Here is a 19183-nt window from a genome sequence, read left to right as displayed (position 1 = left end):
GACCCTTTCGCGCGACAAGGAGCACGGCATGCCGACGGACACGGTCGGACGATTCATGGCGGCCCTGGACGCCGATCAGCGCGAGGCCGTCGGCGCGAAGCCGCGCGCCGAACAGGAGCAGCTGGCGGCGGCCTGGGAACGGGAGCTGGAGGCGGACGACGAGCTCGACACGCTGGACGAGCTGTCCCCGCCGGCCGCGGAGGCCGAGGCGGCCCGCCGCGTGCTGCACCGCGAGGCCGGGTAGCGGCCGCCCCGGCAGCCCACGGCACGTCTTCGTCATGCGGCACCGCACCAGCGTCGTACCGGGCGCGCGGAGCGGTGGTGGTGGCCACGTCCGTCGGGCCCTCGGCCTCCCGCGGCTGCCGGTCGGCTCTTTCGCCGCGCCGGCCGGGATGGTCGTGTGCTGCCTGGCCCTGGTGGAGGTCGGGAAACGGCTCTTCCACCGGGCCCGGCCCGCCGCGGTCGGCCCCCGGCCCGAGGTCGGCCACCCAGGTGCGGCGGCGCGCGGCCCGCTGCAGCACCGCCGACCGGGTGGCACGCCGAGCGGACTCGCGGACCCTGCCGACGGGACCGGTGGGATAGGGGGCTACTGTCACCTGTCGTCCGTTGTGCTCCCCATCCGCAGCAGGAGGCGGCTTTCCCATGTCAGGTCATGCGACGGCCGCTCTTTCGGCCGGGAGCCTGCCGGAGCTGACGCTCGGCCGCGCGCTCAGGTCGTGGCAGCCGGATGTGCCCGCGCTGATCCTGATCGTCCTGCTGGGCGGCCTGTACGGCTGGGGTGTGCTGCGGGTGCGCCGGTCGGGCGGAAGCTGGTCGCCGGGCCGCAGCGCCGCGTTCGCGCTGCTGGGTCTCGGTGGTCTGGCGGTGGCCACGATGTCGAGTCTCGCGGTCTACGACCACGAGCTGTTCTGGCCGGCCGCGGTGCAGAACGTGCTGCTGGACCTCATCACCCCGCTGGGCCTGGCCCTGGGCGATCCGCTGCGGCTGGCCATCGAGGCGCTGCCCGGGGAGGGGCCCGGGCGGGTGCGGAGGGTGATGTCCGGCCGGCTCGTACGGCTGCTCACCTTCCCCCTGGTCAGTACGGCCCTGGTGCTGGCGACCGAGCTGACGGTCTACTTCACGCCGTACTTCGCCACTGCCCTGCGGGTGGGCTGGCTGCACGAGCTGATGTATCTGCACCTGCTGGTGGCCGGCTGTCTCTTCGTGGTGCCGGTCCTCACCCGCGAGGAGGCGCTGCCCAAGTGGTGCAGCCACCCGGTGCGGGCGGCGCTGGTGTTCCTGGACGGCGTCATCGACGCGGTGCCCGGCCTCGTGGTGATGACGCACGGCACGCTGATCGCGGGCGCCTGGTATCTGCACCACGCGCCGTCCTGGTCGCCGGACGTCGCGCACGACCAGCAGATCGGCGGCGGTGCCATGCTGAGCATCGCCGAACTGGTGGCGCTGCCCTTCCTGCTGGCGATCCTCGTGCAGTGGGCGCGCGCCGAGCGGGTGCAGGCCGCGGCCCTCGACCGGCGGCTGGACCGGGACCTGACACCCGTGGCGCCCCGCACGACCGGGTCCGGCGCGGCCCGGGCCGAGGACGAGGCCGTACGGGTGCGTCCCTGGTGGGAGACGGAGCAGAACGACGTGGCCGCCAGGATCCGCCGCCAGCGCGGCGAGGACTGACCGGCGCGGCTCAGGGCCGGGTGTCCCGGGCCAGGACGACGGCGTAGCGGCACTCGGCGCCGGTGGTGTTGGCGAAGACGCGTTCGGCGGGCTCGCCGAGTTCGATGCTGTCCCCCGGCCCGAGGTCATGGCACCGCTCGCCGTCGTGGAAGGTCAGTCTGCCGTCGAGGACCCAGACGACCTGGCGCACGAAGGCGAAGGCCGCGGCCGGGTACGGCACCCGGGCCCCGGCGGGCAGCCGGATCTCGGCGACCTCGGCGGGAAAGTCCGGGCCGGTGATCTGGCGGCGCCGGTAGCCGGTGGCGGGGTCCTGCCACTCGGCCGTGCCGGTACGACGGGACGCGCCCGCTCCGCCGTCCGGCCCCTGTCCCGCCGCCCCGTCACCGCCCTCCGCGAGGGCGAGCAGGGAGGCGATGCTCAGCTGGAAGGCGGCGGACAGCTTGCCGAGCACCACGGCGGTGGGGCTGCTCTCGCCGCGTTCGATCCTGTTGATCATCGCGCGGGAGACCCCGGACGCCTCGGCCAGCTGGGCCAGGGTCCAGCCGCGCCGCTCCCGCTCGGTGTGGATGCGGCTCGCGATCCGCGCCACCAGGGGATCTACCATGTTGGACATGCTTCCAATATATGAGAGGGCCGGTGCCGTGACCGTGCGCCGGGCGCACGCCGGTGATGCGGAGGCGGTGCGCGCGATCCGCAACCATGCGATCGAGCACTCGACGGCCCTGTGGACCGAGATCCCGCAGTCGGCCGCCGAGGGCGCGGCCTGGCTGGCCGCGCACCTGGAGCGCGGCTCGGCGTTCGTGGCCGAGACCGACGGCGAGGTGGCGGGGTTCGCCGTCTTCGCGCCGTGGCGGGCCCTGGACGGCTACCGGCACACGGTGGAGGACTCCGTCTACGTCCGCGAGGGCCGGCACGGTCTCGGCATCGGCTCCGCGCTGCTGGCGGCGCTGATCGCGGCGGCGCGCGAGGCGGGCCACCACCTTGTGATCGCCGGTATCGAGGCGGGCAACGGGGCGTCGATCCGGCTCCATGAACGCTTCGGCTTCGAACACGCGGGGACCGTGCGGGAGGCCGGGATCAAGTTCGGCCGCCGGCTCGACCTGACGCTCATGCGGCTGGCGCTGGACTGAGTCGCGGCGCCCCTCGTCCGGGCGCCCGCCGGGATGCGGGGCGGGGTGGGCGGTCGTTTACTGAAGCCGTTCGGTGGAGCCGTCGACCGTGGCCCGCCGGCGGCGTCGCCGGACACCGCCGAAGGCGCCGTCGGGTGGTGGAGGTGGAGCGGGCGTGAGCGGCACGGTCGGGCAGTCCTCCGCGTCCGCGGCGGCCGACGACCCCGGACGGACCCTGCTGACCCGCGGATACCTCAGGCTGCTGGTGCTGTCCCTGGGCCTCGGGGTGCCCATCGCGTTCGCCGGTTTCTTCTTCGTCGGGCTCCAGCACTGGCTCCAGCACCTGGTGTGGCAGGAGCTGCCGCACACGCTGGGACTCGGACGGCCCCCGTGGTGGTGGCCGCTGCCCGCGCTGACGCTGGCCGGGCTGATCCTCGCCCCGATCGTCACCCGGCTCCCCGGGGCCGGGGGCCATGTCCCGGTGCACGGTCTCGGCGGCGATCCCGTCGGCCCGCGTGCCCTGCCGGGCGTGGTGCTGGCCGCCGTGCTGACCCTTCCGCTGGGGGTGACCCTCGGCCCGGAGGCACCGCTGATGGCGGTCGGGTCCGCGCTCGCCCTGCTGGGGCTGCGCACCCTGGGCCGGCACCCGGCGGGCGCCCCTTCGGCGGCGGTCGTGGCCACCGCCGGGTCCACGGCCGCGATCTCCACCATCCTGGGCGGCCCGGTGGTGGCGGCCGTCATGGTGGTGGAGGCCGCCGGGCTGGCCGGGCCACGGCTCACCGTGCTGTTGCTGCCCTGTCTGACCGCCAGCGGGGCCGGGGCGCTGGTGTTCACCGGCTTCGGCCGCTGGACCGGGCTGTCGACCGGCGCCCTCGCCCTGCCGAAGCTGCCGCCGGATTCCGCACCGGACGCGGGGGACTTCCTGTGGGGGCTGCCGGCGGCCGCGCTGATCGCCGTGGTCGTCTCGGTGGCGCACCGGCTCGGCGAGCGGACCCACCGGTGGACCTCCGCGCGGGCCACCGGGACGCGCACCCTGGCGTGCGCCACGGCCGCCGGGATCTGTCTGTCGGCGTACGCGCTGCTGACCGGCCGTCCGCCCGAGGAGGCGGCGCTGTCCGGGCAGGCGATGCTCGCCCGGCTGGCCGAGGACCCGCACGGCCTGCCGGTGCTCGCGCTGGTCGCGCTGATCGTCTGCAAGGCGCTCGCCTGGGGCATCAGCCTGGGCAGCCTGCGCGGCGGCCCGATCTTCCCGGCCGTGCTGACCGGGGCGGCGGTCGGGGTTGCCTGCTCGGGACTGCCGGGGTTCGGGGCCGCCCCCGGGATCGCGCTGGGCATCGCGGCGGCGGCCACGGTCGTCACCGGCCTGCCCCTGACCGGCTCGGTCCTGGCGGTGCTGCTGCTCGGCCGCGACGCCTACAACCAGATGCCGCTCATCGTCCTCGCGGCCGTCACCGCTCTGCTCGTCAGCCGTCTGCGGCTCCGGCGCCGGCCTCAGCCCGCCCCGGCCGACGCATAGGAACGCCCCGGCGCGGGGAGGCGGGCCGGGGCTCGCCGACGACGCTACGCGCCGGACCGTACCCCGTGGGCATCCCCTGACGCGGCGCTGACGGGCAGGGGCCGCATTTTGACGGACCGTTGAGGTCCATCGAGCGGCACGAGCGTCAGGACGGCCGGCCGCCGGGCCGCCAGGCGTGCACCTCGATGCCGGCGTAACGGCCCTCGGTCAGCAGGGCGCGGGCGGCGGCCGGGTCCGGGGCACGCAGCAGTGCCGCCGTGCCCAGCCATGCGGTGGCGTCGTCGGAGAGCAGGGGGCCGTAGGCGATCAGGTCGGCACCGCGCTCGGCCGGTACCGTGAGGTCGGCGGCCTCGCCCTCGCCGAGGCCGAGCACCAGGTAGCGGTCGCCTGCGGCGCGGCCGCCGGGGAACTCCCACATGGTGCGCCCGAGCAGATTGCGCCAGCGGCGCAGCATGACGTCCCGGTAGGCGCCCGCCTGGTAGCCGGGCTCGTCGAAGGCGAACGCGCGTGCCGCGGCCGGGTCCGGCAGGTCCAGGACGTGCACGCTGCCGGTGGGCGTCTCACCGTCGGCCGCGAGGGTCGGGCCGCGGGCGATCATCTCCTTCTGGAACAGGTCCATGTACGACCAGTGCTCTTCCAGCAGCTGGTTGCGCAGCGGGAGGGATCCGGGCCGGTCGCGGTGGTGGCAGAAGAACTCCATGACCCACCCTCTCGCGCCGACTGCCGCCACAGCACTCCCTTTTCCGGGGCTCCGGGTGTTCCGCTCGCCCGCGCGGGGCAGGTCACCCCGCGGGCGTTCCACGTGCGGCGCCGGGAGAAACCCCGCACGGTGGGACGGTCGGCAGTCCGCCCGCGCGTCCGACGGCCGAAAGACACGAGGAGAGCCGATGTCCGATGCCGTAGCACCGGCGCAGCCGGTACTGGAGCCCGCCGCCGCCGAGTTCGCGGCGGCCACCGACAAGCCGCCGTTCCCGTTCGACCTGCCGCCGGCCGAGGGCCGCAAGGCGCTCGACGAGGTGCAGTCCGGCGACATCGGGAAACCGGCGGTCGACGAGGAGTGGATCACCGTCTCGGGCGGCCCGACGGGCAGTGTGCGTGCGCGGATCGTCAGGCCCGCCGGGGCCTGCGGGACGCTCCCGGTCGTCCTGTACCTGCACGGAGCCGGCTGGGTCTATGGCAACGCCCACACCCATGACCGGCTGGTGCGGGAACTCGCGGCCGGTGCCGGGGCCGCGGTGGTCTTCCCCGAGTACGACCTCTCCCCCGAGGCGCGTTACCCGGTCGCCATCGAGCAGAACCACACCGTCGCCCGCTGGGTGGTGGAGCAGGGCGCGACCAAGGACCTGGACGGCTCGCGGCTGGCGGTCGCCGGGGACTCCGTGGGCGGCAACATGGCCGCGGCGCTCACCCTGATGGCCAAGGAGCGCGGCGGCCCGGCGCTGGCGCAGCAGGTGCTGTTCTACCCGGTCACCGACGCGAGCTTCGACACGCCGTCGTACCACCAGTTCGCCACCGGCTACCACCTGCGCCGGGACGTCATGCAGTGGTTCTGGGACCAGTACACGACCGACGCGGCCGACCGCGCCCGGATCACCGCCTCGCCGCTGCGCGCCACCACCGAGCAGCTCGGCGGGCTGCCGCCGGCGCTGGTGATCACCGGCGAGGCGGATGTGCTGCGCGACGAGGGCGAGGCCTACGCGGCCAAGCTGCGCGCGGCGGGCGTCCCCGTCACCGCCGTCCGCTTCCAGGGCATCATCCACGACTTCGTGATGCTCGACGCCCTGCGCGGGACGCACGCCGCGCGGACCGCCATCGACCTGGCCTGCCGCACCCTGCACGAGGCGCTGCACACCGGCTGAGGCCCGGCGGCGCCGCCCGCCCGGGCGGCTGGGACCGATCCCGTGCCGTCGGGACGGTTGCCCGGGGCGTGCGGTCCGGATTTCATGGGGCCCATGTCCCACGGCTCATCACCCACGAACGATCCGGTGCTCTTCTTCGCCACGCGGCAGGCGTGGGAGGAGTGGCTGGAGGAGAACCACGCGGACGCCAGGGGCGTGTGGCTGAAGATCGCCCGGAAGGACATCGCGCCGCCGGTCCCCGACGCGGTCGACTATCCGGGCGCGCTGGAGTCGGCGCTCTGCTTCGGCTGGATCGACGGGCAGAAGAAGAAGCTGGACGAACGGCACTGGCTCCAGCGGTTCACCCCGCGGCGGCCCGCCGGCCGGTGGTCGCGGCTGAACCGGGAGAAGGCCACGCGGCTCATCGAGGAGGGCCGGATGCGTCCAGCCGGTCTGCGGGAGGTGGAGCGGGCCCGGGCCGACGGCCGCTGGGAGGCGGCCTACGCCGGTCCGCGCACGGCCACGGTGCCCGACGACCTGCGCGCCGCACTGGACGCCGTGCCACGCGCGGCCGCCTTCTTCGCGACCCTGGACAGCCGCAACCGCTACGCCGTCCTCCACCGCGTCGAGGAGGCGAAGCGGGCCGAGACACGGGCGGCCCGTATCGCCAGGTTCGTCGCCATGCTCGCCGAGGAACGCAAGCTCCATCCCTGAGGGCCCTCACGGGCCCTGCGCGGCGGACCGGCGCCGCCGCCGGACGCGTTCGTGCGCGCGTCCGGCCGCGGCCGCGCCCGGCGGGTGGGCCGGGCGCCGCCGTTCACCTTCAGGCCGCCGAGGTGACCGCCCGGCCGAGGTGCCGGGCGAGGAACCGCACCGCGCTGTCGGCCTCGAACCTGGGCATGTCGAAGTGCTCGCCCGCGTTGGCGTGCAACGTCTTCTCCTTCGAGGCGAAGGCGTCGAACAGCGCGAGGCTTGCCTCGCGCGGGATGCGCTCGTCGTCCCATTGCATGGCGAACTCGATCGGGACGGTGATCCGCTTCGCCGTCTCGAACAGCGCGTCGGGCCAGTTCATGCCGAAGGCCGCGGACACGATCCGGGGCTCGGCCGCCACCAGCGGCACCCCGATCGCGGTGCCCAGGCCGATGCCGAAGTAGCCCACCGGCCCCTCGGCACCGATCTCCGGAAGTTCCTGGAGGGCGTCGAGGGCCGCCTGCCACTCGGGTACGGCCAGTTCGGCCAGGCGGGCGTTGTAGGGGACGACGATCGGGCCTTCCGGGGCGCCCGCCGCCTGCGCCCTGCGCAGCTCGGCGATGTCCTGCTCGTCCTGCGCGGAGCGCGGCCGGTCGCCGTGGCCGGGAGCGTCGACGACCGCGACATGGAAGCCGTGGCCGGTGACGAGAAGGCGGGCCCGGCCCGCCATCGCCGGGTGCTTCTTGTGCTGTCCGCCGCCGTGGCCCATCAGGACCAGGGGGGCGCGCTCGGTGCCGGAGGCCGGCGACCAGAGGACTCCGGGGACGTCGCCCACGGTGAAGTCGCGTTCGACCATGCCGTTCGACGACGACTCGGCGGTGAATCGCAGAGAATGCATGAGGTGTTGCCTTTCGGGAGGGCCTTGGTGTCGAGGCGCTCCCGGCGACACCTACGTCAGTCGCCGGCCGTGACGGGAAGGGAGAGCACCCACGTCGATACAGCGTTCATGGGTCTCACCTCCTCGGGCGGTGTCACGGTCGATCGCAAGCTACCGGTCCGATCATCATGGCGTCCAATCCTTTTCGCCCGTGGTCAGCGCCCCGGGCGCGCCATCGCCGCATGTCCGGATGATCCGCCTTCGCACCGCTTACGATGCGGAAGCGAAGCCTCATCGAACCCCGTCGGACCCCATCGATCCGCATCGATCTCTTTCGAGCCTTGTCGACTGGAGCAGGTATGACCGGTGATCCCGAGCCGATCAGTGCCGAGGCGCGGCGCGCGCTGGAGCAGGAGTTGGCCGATCTGCTGGACGAGCGCCGGATGGTCGCCGGAACGCTGAAGGACGATCCGGAGGTCGGCGACCAGGCCGATCAGGCGGACGAGTTGCAGCGGGTGAACCAGCTGGACCGTCTCGACCGCCGGATCGCGGACATCACCGAGCGGCTGCGCCAGGCGGAGCTGGCCGGGCCCGCGCGGACGGATGCCGTCGGGGTCGGCAGCACGGTCACCGTGCGCTTCGCGGACGGCTCGGTGGAGACCCTGCAGATCGGCGAGGGCGCCGAGGCGCTGGACCAGAACCTGGTCACCGCGGACAGCCCGCTCGGCCGTGCCCTGCTCGGCCGCCGCGCGGGGGACAGCGTCCGCTACGACACCCCGGACGGGCCGGCGAGCGCGGCCGTGGAGTCGATCGGGGAGCCGCCCGCGTAGGGCGACGCGCCGTCAGGCGGGCTTGCGCACCGAGCAGTGCAGGGAGTCGTTGTCGACGTCGGCGACGATGGTGTCCCCGGGGTCGGCCTCGCCGCCGAGCAGCAGCGTGGCGATGCGGTTGTCGAGTTCCGTCTGGATGGTGCGGCGCAGCGGGCGGGCGCCGAACTCCGGCTGGTGGCCGTGGGCGATCAGCAGCTTCTTGGCGGCCTCCGTGACCTCCAGCCGCATCCCCTGGGCGTGCACCCGGTGCTTGCTCCGGTCCAGCAGGTGGTCCACGATCCGCGACAGGTCGTCCTCGGTGAGGCCGTGGAAGATGATGATGTCGTCGATGCGGTTGAGGAACTCGGGCAGGAAGCGGCCCCGCAGGTCCTCCATCAACTCGTCCTTCAGCTCGGACACATCGCCCTGGTGGTCGAGGATGCGGTGCGCGCCGATGTTCGACGTCATGATGACGACGCAGTGCCGGAAGTCGACGGTGCGGCCCTGCGCGTCGGTGAGACGGCCGTCGTCCAGGATCTGCAGCAGGGTGTTGAAGACATCGGGGTGCGCCTTCTCCACCTCGTCGAACAGCACGACGCTGTACGGCTGGCGGCGCACCTTCTCGGTGAGCTGGCCCGCCTCCTCGTAGCCGACGTACCCGGGCGGGGCGCCGACGAGCCGGGCGACGGTGTGCTTCTCCTGGAACTCGCTCATGTCGAAGCGGACCATGCGGTCCTCCTCGCCGAACAGCAACGCGGCGAGCGTCTTGGCGAGTTCGGTCTTGCCCACCCCGGTGGGGCCGAGGAACAGGAAGGAGCCGACGGGGCGATCGGGGTCGCCCATGCCCGCGCGGTTGCGGCGCACGGCCTGGGAGACCGCGGTGACCGCCTCGTCCTGGCCGACGATCCTGGCGTGCATCTCCTCTTCCAGCCGCAGGAGTTTCTCCTTCTCGCTGGCGGTGAGCTGGGAGACGGGGATCCCGGTGCGCCGGGAGACGACGTCCGCGATGTCGGACGCGGTGACGGAGACGACGCCCTCCCGGCGTTCCTCGATGCCGGCGAGTTCGGCCTCCGCCTCGGAGACCTCCCGCTTCAGCTCCGACGCCCGCTCGAAGTCCTCGGCGGAGACGGCCTGTTCGAGTTCCCGGCGGAGCACCGCGATACGGTCCTCCCGGCTGACGACCTCGGTGGAGCGGCTCGCGCTGCGCAGCCGTACCCGGGCGCCCGCCTGGTCCATGACGTCGATGGCCTTGTCGGGCAGGAAGCGGTCGGTGATGTAGCGGTCCGACATCTCGGCCGCGGCCGCCAGCGCGCCGTCGTCGAACCGGACCTGGTGGTGCGCCTCGTAGGCGTCCCGCAGTCCTTCGAGGATCTGCACCGTCTCCTCGACGGTCGGCTCGGGCACCATCACCGGCTGGAAGCGGCGCTCCAGGGCCGCGTCCTTCTCGACGTACTTGCGGTACTCGTCGATGGTGGTGGCGCCGACGACGTGCAACTCACCGCGTGCGAGCGCCGGTTTGAGCATGTTGCCCGCGTCCATGGACCCCTCGCCCGTCGCCCCGGCGCCGACGACCGTGTGCAGTTCGTCGATGAAGAGGATGATGCTGCCGCCGGCCGCCTGGACGTCCTCGATGACCTTCTTCAGCCGCTCCTCGAACTGGCCCCGGTACTGCGCGCCCGCCACCATGGCCGACAGGTCGAGCGCGACGACCCGCTTGTTCTTCAGGGTGTCGGGGACCTCGCCGGCCACGATCCGCTGGGCGAGGCCCTCCACGATCGCGGTCTTGCCGACGCCGGGCTCGCCGATCAGCACGGGGTTGTTCTTGGAGCGCCGCGACAGGATCTCGACGGTCTGCTCGATCTCCTCGGCCCGGCCCACCACCGGGTCCAGTTTGCCCGCCTTGGCCTCGTCGGTCAGATCGCGCCCGTACTCGTCCAGCGTGGTCGCCGGCTGTCTGCGTTCCGGGGGCGTGCTCTCGGAGCGGGCGGCCTGTTCGGCGAGGCCCGCCAGCTTCCCGTTGTCCATGCCCTCGGCGCGCAGCAGCCGGGCCGCACCGGTGTCGCTGTCACCGAGCAGCGCGGCGAGGATGTGCTCGGGACCGATGTAGGACACCCCGGCCGCCTGGGACCGGGCGTAGGCGGCACCGAGGGTGCGCTTGGCCGCGGGGGTCAGGCCGGGCTGCGCGGAGGGCTGGCCGGACTCGCGGGGCAGCACCTTGGCGATCTCGTTGGCGAGGGTGTCGGGGTCCACGTCCACCTGGAGCAGCAGCCGGCGCGCGGGCTCCACCTTCGTGGCGGCCCACAACAGGTGCTCGGTGTCGAGGTCGGACGTGCCGTCCTCGGCCGCCCGCTGCGCGGCCAGGTTGAGGAGTTGCTGCGACGACTCGGTCAGCAGCCGTCCGATCGGCACGCGCTGCACCGCGGGTGGGGAGGACGCCGGCGACATCCCGAAGAAACGGTTCAGCAATTCACTGAAGGGGTCCTGGGAACCGAAGGGGGCGCCGAACGGCATCGACATGAGAACTCCTGGAGCGCAAGGGGTCAGTATTCACTGAAACCCGGCGCCGAGTGGGCCGCAAGCGGAGGCCGCTCGGGGGGATCGTCGAGAAAGTCGATGGTGGGCACGTGGAAGAGACAGCCCGTGACCGGGACGGAGAAGTCGAGGATGCGGTCGTGCCGCGCCTCCTCGCGGCCGAGGAACATGTTCCGCAGCATCGACTCCGTGACCTCGGGCGTACGGGCGTATCCGATGAAGTAGGTGCCGAACTCGCCCTGCGCGATATTGCCGAAAGGCATGTTCTCGCGCACGATCTTGCGTTCGTTGCCGTGCTCGTCGCTGACGGTGTTGAGCGCCACGTGGGAGTCGGCGGGTTTCACCTCGTCGGGCAGTTCGACGTTGGCGAGTTTGGTGCGCCCGATGACCTTTTCCTGTTCCTCCGCGGGCAGGGCGTCCCACGCCTTCATGTTGTGCAGGTATTTCTGCACGATCACATAGCTGCCGCCGCGGAATTCCGCGTCCTCGTCGCCGATGAACACCGCGTCGTCGGCGATCTCGCCCTCGGGGTTCTCGCTGCCGTCCACGAAGCCGAGCAGATCGCGTTCGTCGAAGAACTTGAAGCCGTGCACCTCGTCCACCACGGTGGCCGCGCCGTCGAGCCGCCGCGCGAACAGCCGGGCCAGTTCGAAGCAGAGGTCCATGCGCCGGGCGCGGACGTGGAAGAGCAGGTCGCCGGGGGTGCCCGGGGCGTGGTGGCGGGGACCCCTCAGTTCCCGGAAGGGGTGCAGGTCCCGTGGGCGCGGTCCGCTGAACAGCCGGTCCCAGGCGGTGGACCCGATACCGACGACGCAGCTCAGCTCCTCGGGCGGGGCGCGGAAGGCGACCGAACGGCGCAGGGCGGAGACGTCCTGCAAGAGGTCCCGGACCGTGTCCTCGCCGCCCGGGTCCACGGTGACGACGAGGAACAGGGCGGCTCTGGCCGGCGGGACGACGACGGGCTGGGATTCGGGCACGGTGCCTGCCTCCTCGTGCGGGGCGGGGCCGGACCGTTCCAGCATGCCGCCACGCCGCGGACTCGGCAGGTCGGACGGCCGGTCTGCGTCCGGCGCCGTGGCCGGGAGGGTGTGCCGTCACCCTGGCCGGAGGCGGCGACCGTACACGGGGCCGGGCGAGGCCACCGTGGGGACCGCCGTCCGGGTGCGGCAGCTGCGCGCGACCGGCGTGGACGGCCGGATCGAGGTGGGCGCGCGGCCGCCGTCCGGCGGGGCCGAGCGGCGGCTCGCCTTCGCGGCGCGGGCCGTCGAAGCGGCGGGCCGGCTGGTCGCGGAGGGCGAGAGCGAGCGGGCGGTCGTAAACCTGCGGCGGTTCCTCGAAGGGGACCTCTGACCGGCCTCACACGGGGGTGTGGCCCTCGATGTAGGTGCGGACGGCCGGGGGGAGCGCGGCGCGGGCGGTCTCCCCGATCGGCGTCCAGTGGATCTGCTCGGAGGTGAGACGGGCGCCCTCCGACGGTTGCTCGCTGAGGAGTTGGCACACCACGGCATCGGTGCCGTCCAGCGGCGCGGAGCCGTCGACGAGGTAGCCGGTGAGTTCGTAGACGACGCGTGCGGCGGTGGCCTCCGCGGTCTCGGCCGGCTGCCCGGTGCCCGACGGCAGTTCCCCGCCGTCCGCCCTCCCCACCAGCAGCAGCCGCCCGTCGTAGACGACGACGGCCTGTACGACGTTCCCCATGTGCTCCCCCTCTTCTCCGGCCCGTCCGCGGTACCCCGCCCGGTCGTTGCTCGCCTACCCGTGCCGCGGGGGCGGCACACGGGTCAGGCCGGATCCGCCGGCCGGTACAGCACCGGCAGGTCCCCGGGCCGCACCCGCACCGTCACGGGCAGGGTGGCCTCCACCTCGCCGTCGGCGCCGTAGGGGACGGGACGGGTGGCCTCGATGCGCAGTTCCCTGGCGCGCAGGACGCGTACTTCGGGGCGGCGTATGTGGGCGCCGGTGCGCAGCTCGTTCATCAGGGTGAAGAACAGCCGGCGGGGCGCCTCCCGGATCATCACGACGTGCAGCAGGCCGTCGTCCACCCGGGCGCCGGGGGCGATCTGGCGGCCGGAGCCGTAGTAGGGGGAGTTGGCGGCGACGACCGTGTAGCCGCGGTGGCGGTGCTCCGCGCCGTCGACGGTGACGCGGTAGTCGGCCGGCCGCCAGGTGGTGACGGCGCGCAGTCCGCCCGCGTAGTAGGAGGCGGAGCCGCGCAGCAGCCGGGCGTGGTTGGCGTGCCGGTTGGCCAGCGCGTCGACCCCGGCGTAGACGCTGCCGAGGACCACGGTGCGCCGGTGGACGGCGGACTCCACCTCGATGGTGTCGACCGGGCGCGGCCGCGCGTGCAGCAGGATGTCGGCGAGCGCGGCGGGCTCGGACGGCAGGTCCAGCGCGCGGGCGAAGTCGTTGCCGCGCCCGGCCGGGACGATCCCGAAGACGGTTCCGGTGCCGCTCAGCGCGCCGCCGATGCCGCCGGTGATGCCGTCGCCGCCGACGGCGAGCACGACCCGGCCCCGCTCGCCGGCCCTGCGGGCTATGTCCTGGGCGTGGGCCAGGCTGTTGCTGTACTCGGTGTCGAGGCCCGCCCCGGCCTCGCGCAGCAGGCGGGCCACCTGGAGCAGCGTGGCCGCCGCGGTGGAACCGCCCGCGGTCGGGTTGACGACGGCGGTGAACTGGCGCATCGATGTGCCTCCGGGGCAGGCGGTCGGGTCGGGTCAGTCGGTGGGCAGCAGGACGCCGGGGCTCAGCAGGCCGTCGGGGTCCAGGCGGCGCTTGACGGCGCGCAGTGCCTCGACGGCCAGCTCTCCGGCCTCCCTGACATACCAGTCGCGGTGGTCGGTGCCCACCCCGTGGTGGTGGGAGATGGTGCCGCCGGCGGCGAGCACGGCCTCGTTCGCCGCGTGCTTGGCGGGCGTCCAGTGGGCCACCGGGTCCTCGCCCTGGGCGCTGACGACGGTGAAGTAGAGGGAGGCGCCGTTCTCGTAGACGTGGGAGATGTGGCACATCACGAGCGGCGGGGTGCCGGCCCGGGTGAGGGTGTCGGTGAGCGCGCCGCGCACGGCGCCGTACAGCTCCGGGATGCGGGACCAGAAGGCGGCGGTCTCCAGGGTCTCGGCGAAGGCGCCGACGTCGAGGAGGGCGTCGCGCAGGTACGGCGCGGAGAAGCGGCCGTGGGCCCAGCGTTCGCCGGGTTCCGTGCCGAGCGGGGTGCCGCCCGCGGCCGTCAGGACGGCCGCCGCGCGCTCGCGGCGGTGCGCGGTCTCCTCGGGGGTGCCCTCGTAACCGGTGATGGCGAGGCAGCCGGCGTCGCCGCGTTCCAGAGAGGTGCCTATCGCGTCGGGAGAGGCGAGGCCGATCAGGGTCTCGGTCTCGTCGGACAGGCGCAGCACGGTGGGCCGTGGCCCGTCCTGGGCGAGCCTGCGCAGCGCGGCGGCGCCCTCCTCGAAGGAGGCGAACCGCCATCCCTCGTAGATCCTGGCCTCGGGCAGCGGGCGGACGCGTACGGTCACGGAGGTGATGACGCCGAAGGCGCCCTCGGAGCCCAGGATCAGCTGGCGCAGGTCGGGGCCGGCGGCCGAGCGCGGGGCGCGGCCGGTCTCCACCGTGCCCTCGGGGGTGGCGAGGGTGAGGCCGAGGACCATCTCGTCGAAGCGGCCGTAACCGGCGGAGGCCTGGCCGCTGGAGCGGGCCGCGGCGAAGCCGCCGATGCTGGCCCACTCGAAGGACTGCGGGAAGTGGCCGAGGGTGAAGCCCTGTTCGGCGAGCAGGGCCTCGGCCTCGGGGGCGCGCAGGCCCGGCTGGAGGACGGCGGTGCGCGAGACGGTGTCCAGGTCGAGCAGGCGGTTCATGCGGCGCAGGTCGAGGGCGACGAACGCACCGCGCTCGGGGGCGAGGCCGCCGACCACGGAGGTGCCGCCGCCGAAGGGGACGGCGGCCAGCCCGTGTGCGGCGCAGGCGCGCAGCACGGCGAGGACCTCGTCGTGGGTGGCGGGCAGGACCACGGCCTGCGGGACGTCGCGGGTGTCGCCGGTGCGGATGCGCAGCAGGTCGGGGGTGGACTTGCCGCGGGTGTGCCGGATGCGGCTCTCGGGGTCGGTGCGGACGTGGGCGGCGTCGCCGACGGCCTCGGCGAGCGCCGCGAGGGCGGCCGGGCCGGCCGTGGGGGCGGGCGGCTCGATGTCCTTCAGGGCGAGCGCGGGGGTGCTGCGCGGCTTGACGCCGAGCAGGTCGCGCAGCAGCCCGGTCACCGAGTCGGGCAGCGGTGCCGCCTTGGCCGGGTCGCCCCAGCCGTTCCACAGCATGTCCATTGAACGGTCGTCCTCACAAGGTCGGTGTGCTCGGTCCGCGCGGCGGCCGACGGCCGTGCGCCGGGCGGCCGTCGCGGTCCACCGGTTCCGCCCGGCCCGGGGCGTTACACTGTTACACATGACGCCTATTCGTCACAACGGTGCCGACGGTTCCGGCACGGACAGCGACCCGGTGCTCGACGCGGTCCGCGACTGCGTACTGGCCGTCGGGGTCCGCCGCACCACGCTCGCCGACGTCGCCCGCCGCGCCGGTGTCTCCCGGATGACCCTGTACCGGCGCTGGCCCGACCTGCGCACGCTGGTGGGCGATCTGATGACCCGTGAGTGGATCGCGGTGGCCACCCGGGCGATCCCCGAGGCCGCGCCCGGTGTCGACACACGCACCCGGCTGGTGCGGGGGCTGGTGGCCGGCGTCGAGGCGTTCCGGGCGCACCCCCTCTTCCACAAGATCGTCGACGTCGATCCGGAGCTGCTGCTCCCCTATGTGCTCGACCGGCGCGGGGCGAGTCAGGAGGCGCTGCTCGCGCTGCTGGCCGAGGGCCTGCGCGAGGGCCACGCGGACGGTTCCGTGCGCCCCGGACACATCGAACGGCAGGCGCGCGCCCTGCTGTTGACCGTGCAGTCCTTCACCCTGTCCCTGCGCACGATGACCGACGAGGACGACCCGGAGCTGGACTCCGCCGCCTTCCTCGGCGAGCTGCGCACCCTCCTGGAGAGGATCCTGACGCCATGAGCCAGACCGAGGCGATACCCGGCTCGTCCCTCGACGCGGCCCGGCGCACCCGGGAGCTGGCCGAGGCCGCGGACGGTCGGACGGTGGACGTCCTGGTCGTCGGCCTCGGCGCCACCGGTGCGGGCGCCGCCCTGGACGCGGCGGCGCGCGGGCTGGACGTGGTCGCGGTGGACGCCCACGACCTGGCCTTCGGCACCTCGCGCTGGAGCTCCAAGCTCATCCACGGCGGACTGCGGTACCTGGCGTCCGCACAGTTCGACGTGGCGCACGAGAGCGCGGTGGAGCGGGGGGTGCTGATGACCCGTACCGCCCCGCATCTGGTGGCGGCGCAGCCGTTCGTGCTGCCGCTGACGCCGATGGTGTCGACGGCTCAGGCGTCCATCGCCTGGGCCGGGTTGCGGGCCGGGGACATGCTGCGGCTGGCCGCGCGGACCCCGCGCCAGGTGCTGCCCGCGCCGCGCCGGCTGTCGGCGACGGAGGCGCGGCACCTCGCGCCCTCGGTGCGGGCGTCCGGGCTGCGCGGCGGGCTGCTGTCCTGGGACGGACGGGTCACCGACGACGCCCGGCTGGTGACCGCGCTGGCCCGCACGGCCGCCGCGCACGGCGCGCGGGTGCTGACCCGTGTCCGGGTGCTGGAGCTGACCGGCACGGGCGCCCGGGTCCGGGACGAACTCACCGGCGAGGAGGGCGAGATCAGGGCCCGCGCCGTGATCAACGCGGCCGGGGTGTGGGCGGGCGGACTGGTCGAGGGCATCCGGATCCGGCCCTCGCGCGGCACCCATCTGGTGCTGCGCTCGCAGCGGCTCGGCCATCTGCCCGCCGGGCTGCACATCCCGATCCCCGGCGAGACCAACCGGTTCGTCCTGGTGCTGCCCCAGGGGGACGGCCGGGTCTACGTCGGCCTCACCGACGAACCCGTCGAGGGCGGCATCCCCGATGTGCCCGAGGTGCCGGAGACGGACATCGGCTTCCTGCTGGACGTGCTCGGCTCGGCCCTGGACGCGCCCGTCGCCCGGGACGAGGTCGTCGGCGCCTTCGCCGGCCTGCGGCCCCTGCTGGACACCTCGACCGGCGGCGCACCGGCCCGCACCTCCGACGTCTCGCGCCGGCACGCCGTGCTGACCTCGGCAAACGGGGTGACCACGGTGGTCGGCGGCAAGCTCACCACCTATCGCCGGATGGCGCAGGACGCCGTGGACGCCGCGGCCGCGTCCCGGGGGCTTGCCGCGCCCCCGTCCCGGACCGCCGCGCTGCCCCTGGTCGGGGCCGCCGCACCCGAACGGCTGCGCGCCCTCGCGGTGCCACGCCGGCTGGTCCGCCGCCACGGCACCGAGGCCGCCGCCGTCCACGCCCTCATCGCCGAGGAGCCCGCCCTGGCCGGCCCGGTGCTGCCCGGGCACCCGGTCACCCGCGCCGAACTCCTGTGGGCGGTCCGCCACGAGGGCGCGCTGGACGAGTCCGACCTCCTGGACCGGCGCACCCGCATCGGCCTGGTGGACGAGGACCGCGAGGCGGCTCTGGAGGTCGCGCGGGAGGTGCTGGCCCGGGAGGCTCACAGCAGCCGCCGGATGTCCCCCCGCACCCGGTAGAACCCGCCCGCCGCCGGGTGCAGGGCGTCCACCACGTACCGGGCGCCCGCCTGGCGTATCGCGCGGGGGAACTGGACGTTCCAGGAGGAGTCGTAGCCGTCGGAGACCACGTGCACCCGCAGCCGGCCGGCGTCCTGGACGCACTCCACGACGACCGAGCCGGTGGGCGCCTGGGCGACGGTGGCCACGGCCTGCACGGCCGTGGCCGGGGCGTAGGTCGGCAGGGCGGCGGCGAGCTTGACGTCCCGCACCACCGGCACGCTGCCCTGCTGGGCGGCGCCGATGGCGGTCTCGCTCGCGTCCACGCACACCAGGGAGCCGTCCGTGGTCACCAGGTACAGCCGCCCGTCGTGGTACTGCATCGACAGGGCCGAGCCGCTGCCGGTGCCCAGCTTCCACAGCCGGGTGCCGTCCCGGTCGAAGCAGTAGACGGACGAGGCGGAGTCCCCGGCGAACACGAACCTGCCGCCCGGCGAGGTGGCGCAGGAGTACACCGCGCTGTCGCAGGCGTACGTCGCCTCGATCGCGCCGGTCGCCTTGGAGAGCCGCTGGACCACCCGGTGTCCGGTGCCCGCGTACACCGCGTCGTCCTCCTGCCAGCCGAACAGCACCCCGCCGCGGGTGCGGGTGTGCCACAACTCGCCGCCGCCGTCCGGGCGGTAGGCGGTGACGCCCTGGTGGTGGCCGTGGTAGACGGCGCGGTCGTCGGCGCGCACCATCCAGGCGTGCTCGCCCTGGCTGCGGCGGGCCCACTGGTGTTCGTCCTCGTGGTCGATGACGGTGAGCCGGCCGGCGCGGTCCGAGACGTTCAGCACGCCCTCGTGGATGTCCAGCCAGAAGATGTCGACGTCGGCGGTGATGTCGTAGGCGGCGAAGGGCAGTTTGGAGGACAGGTCGTAGACCTTGCCGTCGTCGCAGCCCGCGTAGATCCAGAAGTCGTCGGCGACCAGGCACTTCACGCCGTCCGGCAGTCCGAAGCGGGCCAGCACGGCGCCCTCGTGGTCCAGGGTGTAGACGTCGCCCGCCTGGTTGCCCACCCAGCAGTGCTCGTCGTCCACATGGATGCCGAAGGCGGCCGAGCCGGTCCGGAAACGCCACAGCACCGGTGCCACGGCCCGTGCGGTGGAGGGCGCCGAGGTGACCTGGCGCCGGGTCACCGCGCGCGGGGCCCGGCCGCCCGGGATCGCCGGGGCGTACCCCTTGCGGACCTTCTCCCCCACCTTCTTCGCGGCGGCGGCCCGTGCCTTCTCCACGGTCGGGAACGAGCTGGTCTGGGTCTGCCCGGCGGCGCCGATCCGGCCGTACCGCACCGTCACCACCAGGCCGTCGACGGTCACCTCGTAGAACTTGTGGGCGCCCCCGCCCTCCTGGGACAGCTCCAGATACGTCGTCTCCCCGGTGGACACCGCGGACATGGCACACCCCTCCCCGCAACGGGCCCGCGGCCGTCCCGGCGGGCCCTCTCACTGATCAGACCGTAGGCGGGGGCACTGACAATCGACCGGACTGCGGGGCGCC

19 protein-coding genes are annotated in these 19183 nt (G+C 74.0%); 10 read left to right on the top strand and 9 right to left on the bottom strand.

Annotation, left to right across the window (positions count from 1 at the left end; genetic code table 11):
- Positions 1-28 precede the first annotated feature (28 nt).
- Positions 29-244, top strand: coding sequence for a hypothetical protein (locus HZZ00_RS15630; RefSeq protein WP_070025006.1), 216 nt, complete (start codon positions 29-31; stop codon positions 242-244).
- A 398-nt stretch (positions 245-642) separates the two neighbouring features.
- A complete protein-coding gene (locus HZZ00_RS15625) occupies positions 643-1668 on the top strand; it encodes a cytochrome c oxidase assembly protein (protein ID WP_180332749.1) in 1026 nt (341 codons plus the stop codon).
- Between the two features lie 10 nt (positions 1669-1678).
- Here the strand turns inward: HZZ00_RS15625 and HZZ00_RS15620 are convergent, their stop codons facing one another.
- Entirely contained in the window at positions 1679-2281 is a 603-nt protein-coding gene (locus HZZ00_RS15620; protein ID WP_180332748.1) for an XRE family transcriptional regulator, read from the bottom strand.
- Between HZZ00_RS15620 and HZZ00_RS15615 the strand changes: the two genes are divergently transcribed.
- Together HZZ00_RS15615 and HZZ00_RS15610 are read left to right on the top strand one after the other, a co-directional pair.
- Positions 2280-2798 (top strand): GNAT family N-acetyltransferase, encoded by a 519-nt coding sequence (locus HZZ00_RS15615; protein WP_180332747.1) that lies wholly within the window; start codon positions 2280-2282, stop codon positions 2796-2798. The genes HZZ00_RS15620 and HZZ00_RS15615 overlap by 2 nt on opposite strands.
- 154 nt (positions 2799-2952) lie before the next feature.
- The gene (locus tag HZZ00_RS15610; protein WP_180332746.1) at positions 2953-4293 is read left to right on the top strand and encodes a chloride channel protein; all 1341 of its coding nucleotides are present in this window, start codon (positions 2953-2955) and stop codon (positions 4291-4293) included.
- 145 nt (positions 4294-4438) lie between these two features.
- Here HZZ00_RS15610 and HZZ00_RS15605 read toward each other — a convergent pair whose 3' ends face one another.
- Positions 4439-4993, bottom strand: a complete 555-nt coding sequence (locus HZZ00_RS15605) for a YciI family protein (protein WP_180332745.1) — start codon at positions 4991-4993, stop codon at positions 4439-4441.
- Positions 4994-5180: 187 nt separating this feature from the next.
- On the opposite strand from HZZ00_RS15605, the gene HZZ00_RS15600 reads away from it, so the two are divergent.
- Both HZZ00_RS15600 and HZZ00_RS15595 read left to right on the top strand, forming a co-directional pair.
- Positions 5181-6152 carry an alpha/beta hydrolase gene (locus HZZ00_RS15600; RefSeq protein ID WP_180332744.1) on the top strand — a complete coding sequence of 324 codons (972 nt, stop codon included), beginning with the start codon at positions 5181-5183 and terminating at the stop codon, positions 6150-6152.
- Between the two features lie 84 nt (positions 6153-6236).
- Positions 6237-6845, top strand: a complete 609-nt coding sequence (locus HZZ00_RS15595; protein WP_374028529.1) for a YdeI family protein — start codon at positions 6237-6239, stop codon at positions 6843-6845.
- Between the two features lie 109 nt (positions 6846-6954).
- Here HZZ00_RS15595 and HZZ00_RS15590 read toward each other — a convergent pair whose 3' ends face one another.
- Entirely contained in the window at positions 6955-7719 is a 765-nt protein-coding gene (locus HZZ00_RS15590; RefSeq protein ID WP_180332742.1) for an alpha/beta hydrolase, read from the bottom strand.
- Between the two features lie 338 nt (positions 7720-8057).
- Between HZZ00_RS15590 and HZZ00_RS15585 the strand changes: the two genes are divergently transcribed.
- Entirely contained in the window at positions 8058-8528 is a 471-nt protein-coding gene (locus HZZ00_RS15585) for a GreA/GreB family elongation factor (protein ID WP_180332741.1), read from the top strand.
- Positions 8529-8540: 12 nt separating this feature from the next.
- On the opposite strand, the gene HZZ00_RS15580 is transcribed toward HZZ00_RS15585, so the two are convergent.
- A complete protein-coding gene (locus HZZ00_RS15580; RefSeq protein ID WP_180332740.1) occupies positions 8541-11024 on the bottom strand; it encodes an ATP-dependent Clp protease ATP-binding subunit in 2484 nt (827 codons plus the stop codon).
- 23 nt (positions 11025-11047) lie between these two features.
- The gene (locus tag HZZ00_RS15575) at positions 11048-12061 is read right to left on the bottom strand and encodes a Dyp-type peroxidase (RefSeq protein WP_180332739.1); all 1014 of its coding nucleotides are present in this window, start codon (positions 12059-12061) and stop codon (positions 11048-11050) included.
- 121 nt (positions 12062-12182) lie between these two features.
- On the opposite strand from HZZ00_RS15575, the gene HZZ00_RS15570 reads away from it, so the two are divergent.
- Positions 12183-12389: a hypothetical protein gene (locus tag HZZ00_RS15570; RefSeq protein WP_180332738.1), complete on the top strand. Its 207-nt coding sequence runs from the start codon at positions 12183-12185 to the stop codon at positions 12387-12389.
- Positions 12390-12395: 6 nt separating this feature from the next.
- Here HZZ00_RS15570 and HZZ00_RS15565 read toward each other — a convergent pair whose 3' ends face one another.
- From HZZ00_RS15565 to HZZ00_RS15555, 3 genes are all read right to left on the bottom strand, one after another.
- Entirely contained in the window at positions 12396-12734 is a 339-nt protein-coding gene (locus tag HZZ00_RS15565; protein ID WP_180332737.1) for an NUDIX domain-containing protein, read from the bottom strand.
- An 83-nt stretch (positions 12735-12817) separates the two neighbouring features.
- Positions 12818-13717 (bottom strand): YegS/Rv2252/BmrU family lipid kinase, encoded by a 900-nt coding sequence (locus HZZ00_RS15560; protein WP_180332736.1) that lies wholly within the window; start codon positions 13715-13717, stop codon positions 12818-12820.
- Positions 13718-13750: 33 nt separating this feature from the next.
- Entirely contained in the window at positions 13751-15343 is a 1593-nt protein-coding gene (locus tag HZZ00_RS15555) for an FAD-binding oxidoreductase (RefSeq protein WP_180332735.1), read from the bottom strand.
- Positions 15344-15461: 118 nt separating this feature from the next.
- Between HZZ00_RS15555 and HZZ00_RS15550 the strand changes: the two genes are divergently transcribed.
- Together HZZ00_RS15550 and HZZ00_RS15545 are read left to right on the top strand one after the other, a co-directional pair.
- The gene (locus HZZ00_RS15550; RefSeq protein ID WP_070024977.1) at positions 15462-16076 is read left to right on the top strand and encodes a TetR/AcrR family transcriptional regulator; all 615 of its coding nucleotides are present in this window, start codon (positions 15462-15464) and stop codon (positions 16074-16076) included.
- Positions 16073-17665 carry a glycerol-3-phosphate dehydrogenase/oxidase gene (locus HZZ00_RS15545; RefSeq protein WP_180332734.1) on the top strand — a complete coding sequence of 531 codons (1593 nt, stop codon included), beginning with the start codon at positions 16073-16075 and terminating at the stop codon, positions 17663-17665. The genes HZZ00_RS15550 and HZZ00_RS15545 overlap by 4 nt, the downstream gene beginning before the upstream one ends.
- On the opposite strand, the gene HZZ00_RS15540 is transcribed toward HZZ00_RS15545, so the two are convergent.
- Positions 17629-19080: a WGR domain-containing protein gene (locus HZZ00_RS15540; protein ID WP_180332733.1), complete on the bottom strand. Its 1452-nt coding sequence runs from the start codon at positions 19078-19080 to the stop codon at positions 17629-17631. The genes HZZ00_RS15545 and HZZ00_RS15540 overlap by 37 nt on opposite strands.
- Positions 19081-19183 lie beyond the last annotated feature (103 nt).

The sequence above is a fragment of the Streptomyces sp. NEAU-sy36 genome (genome assembly GCF_013423905.1).
Lineage (GTDB): Bacteria > Actinomycetota > Actinomycetes > Streptomycetales > Streptomycetaceae > Streptomyces > Streptomyces misionensis.
The sequence above is the reverse complement of the archived record's forward strand: the minus strand, read 5'-3'. Positions and strand labels throughout refer to the sequence as shown.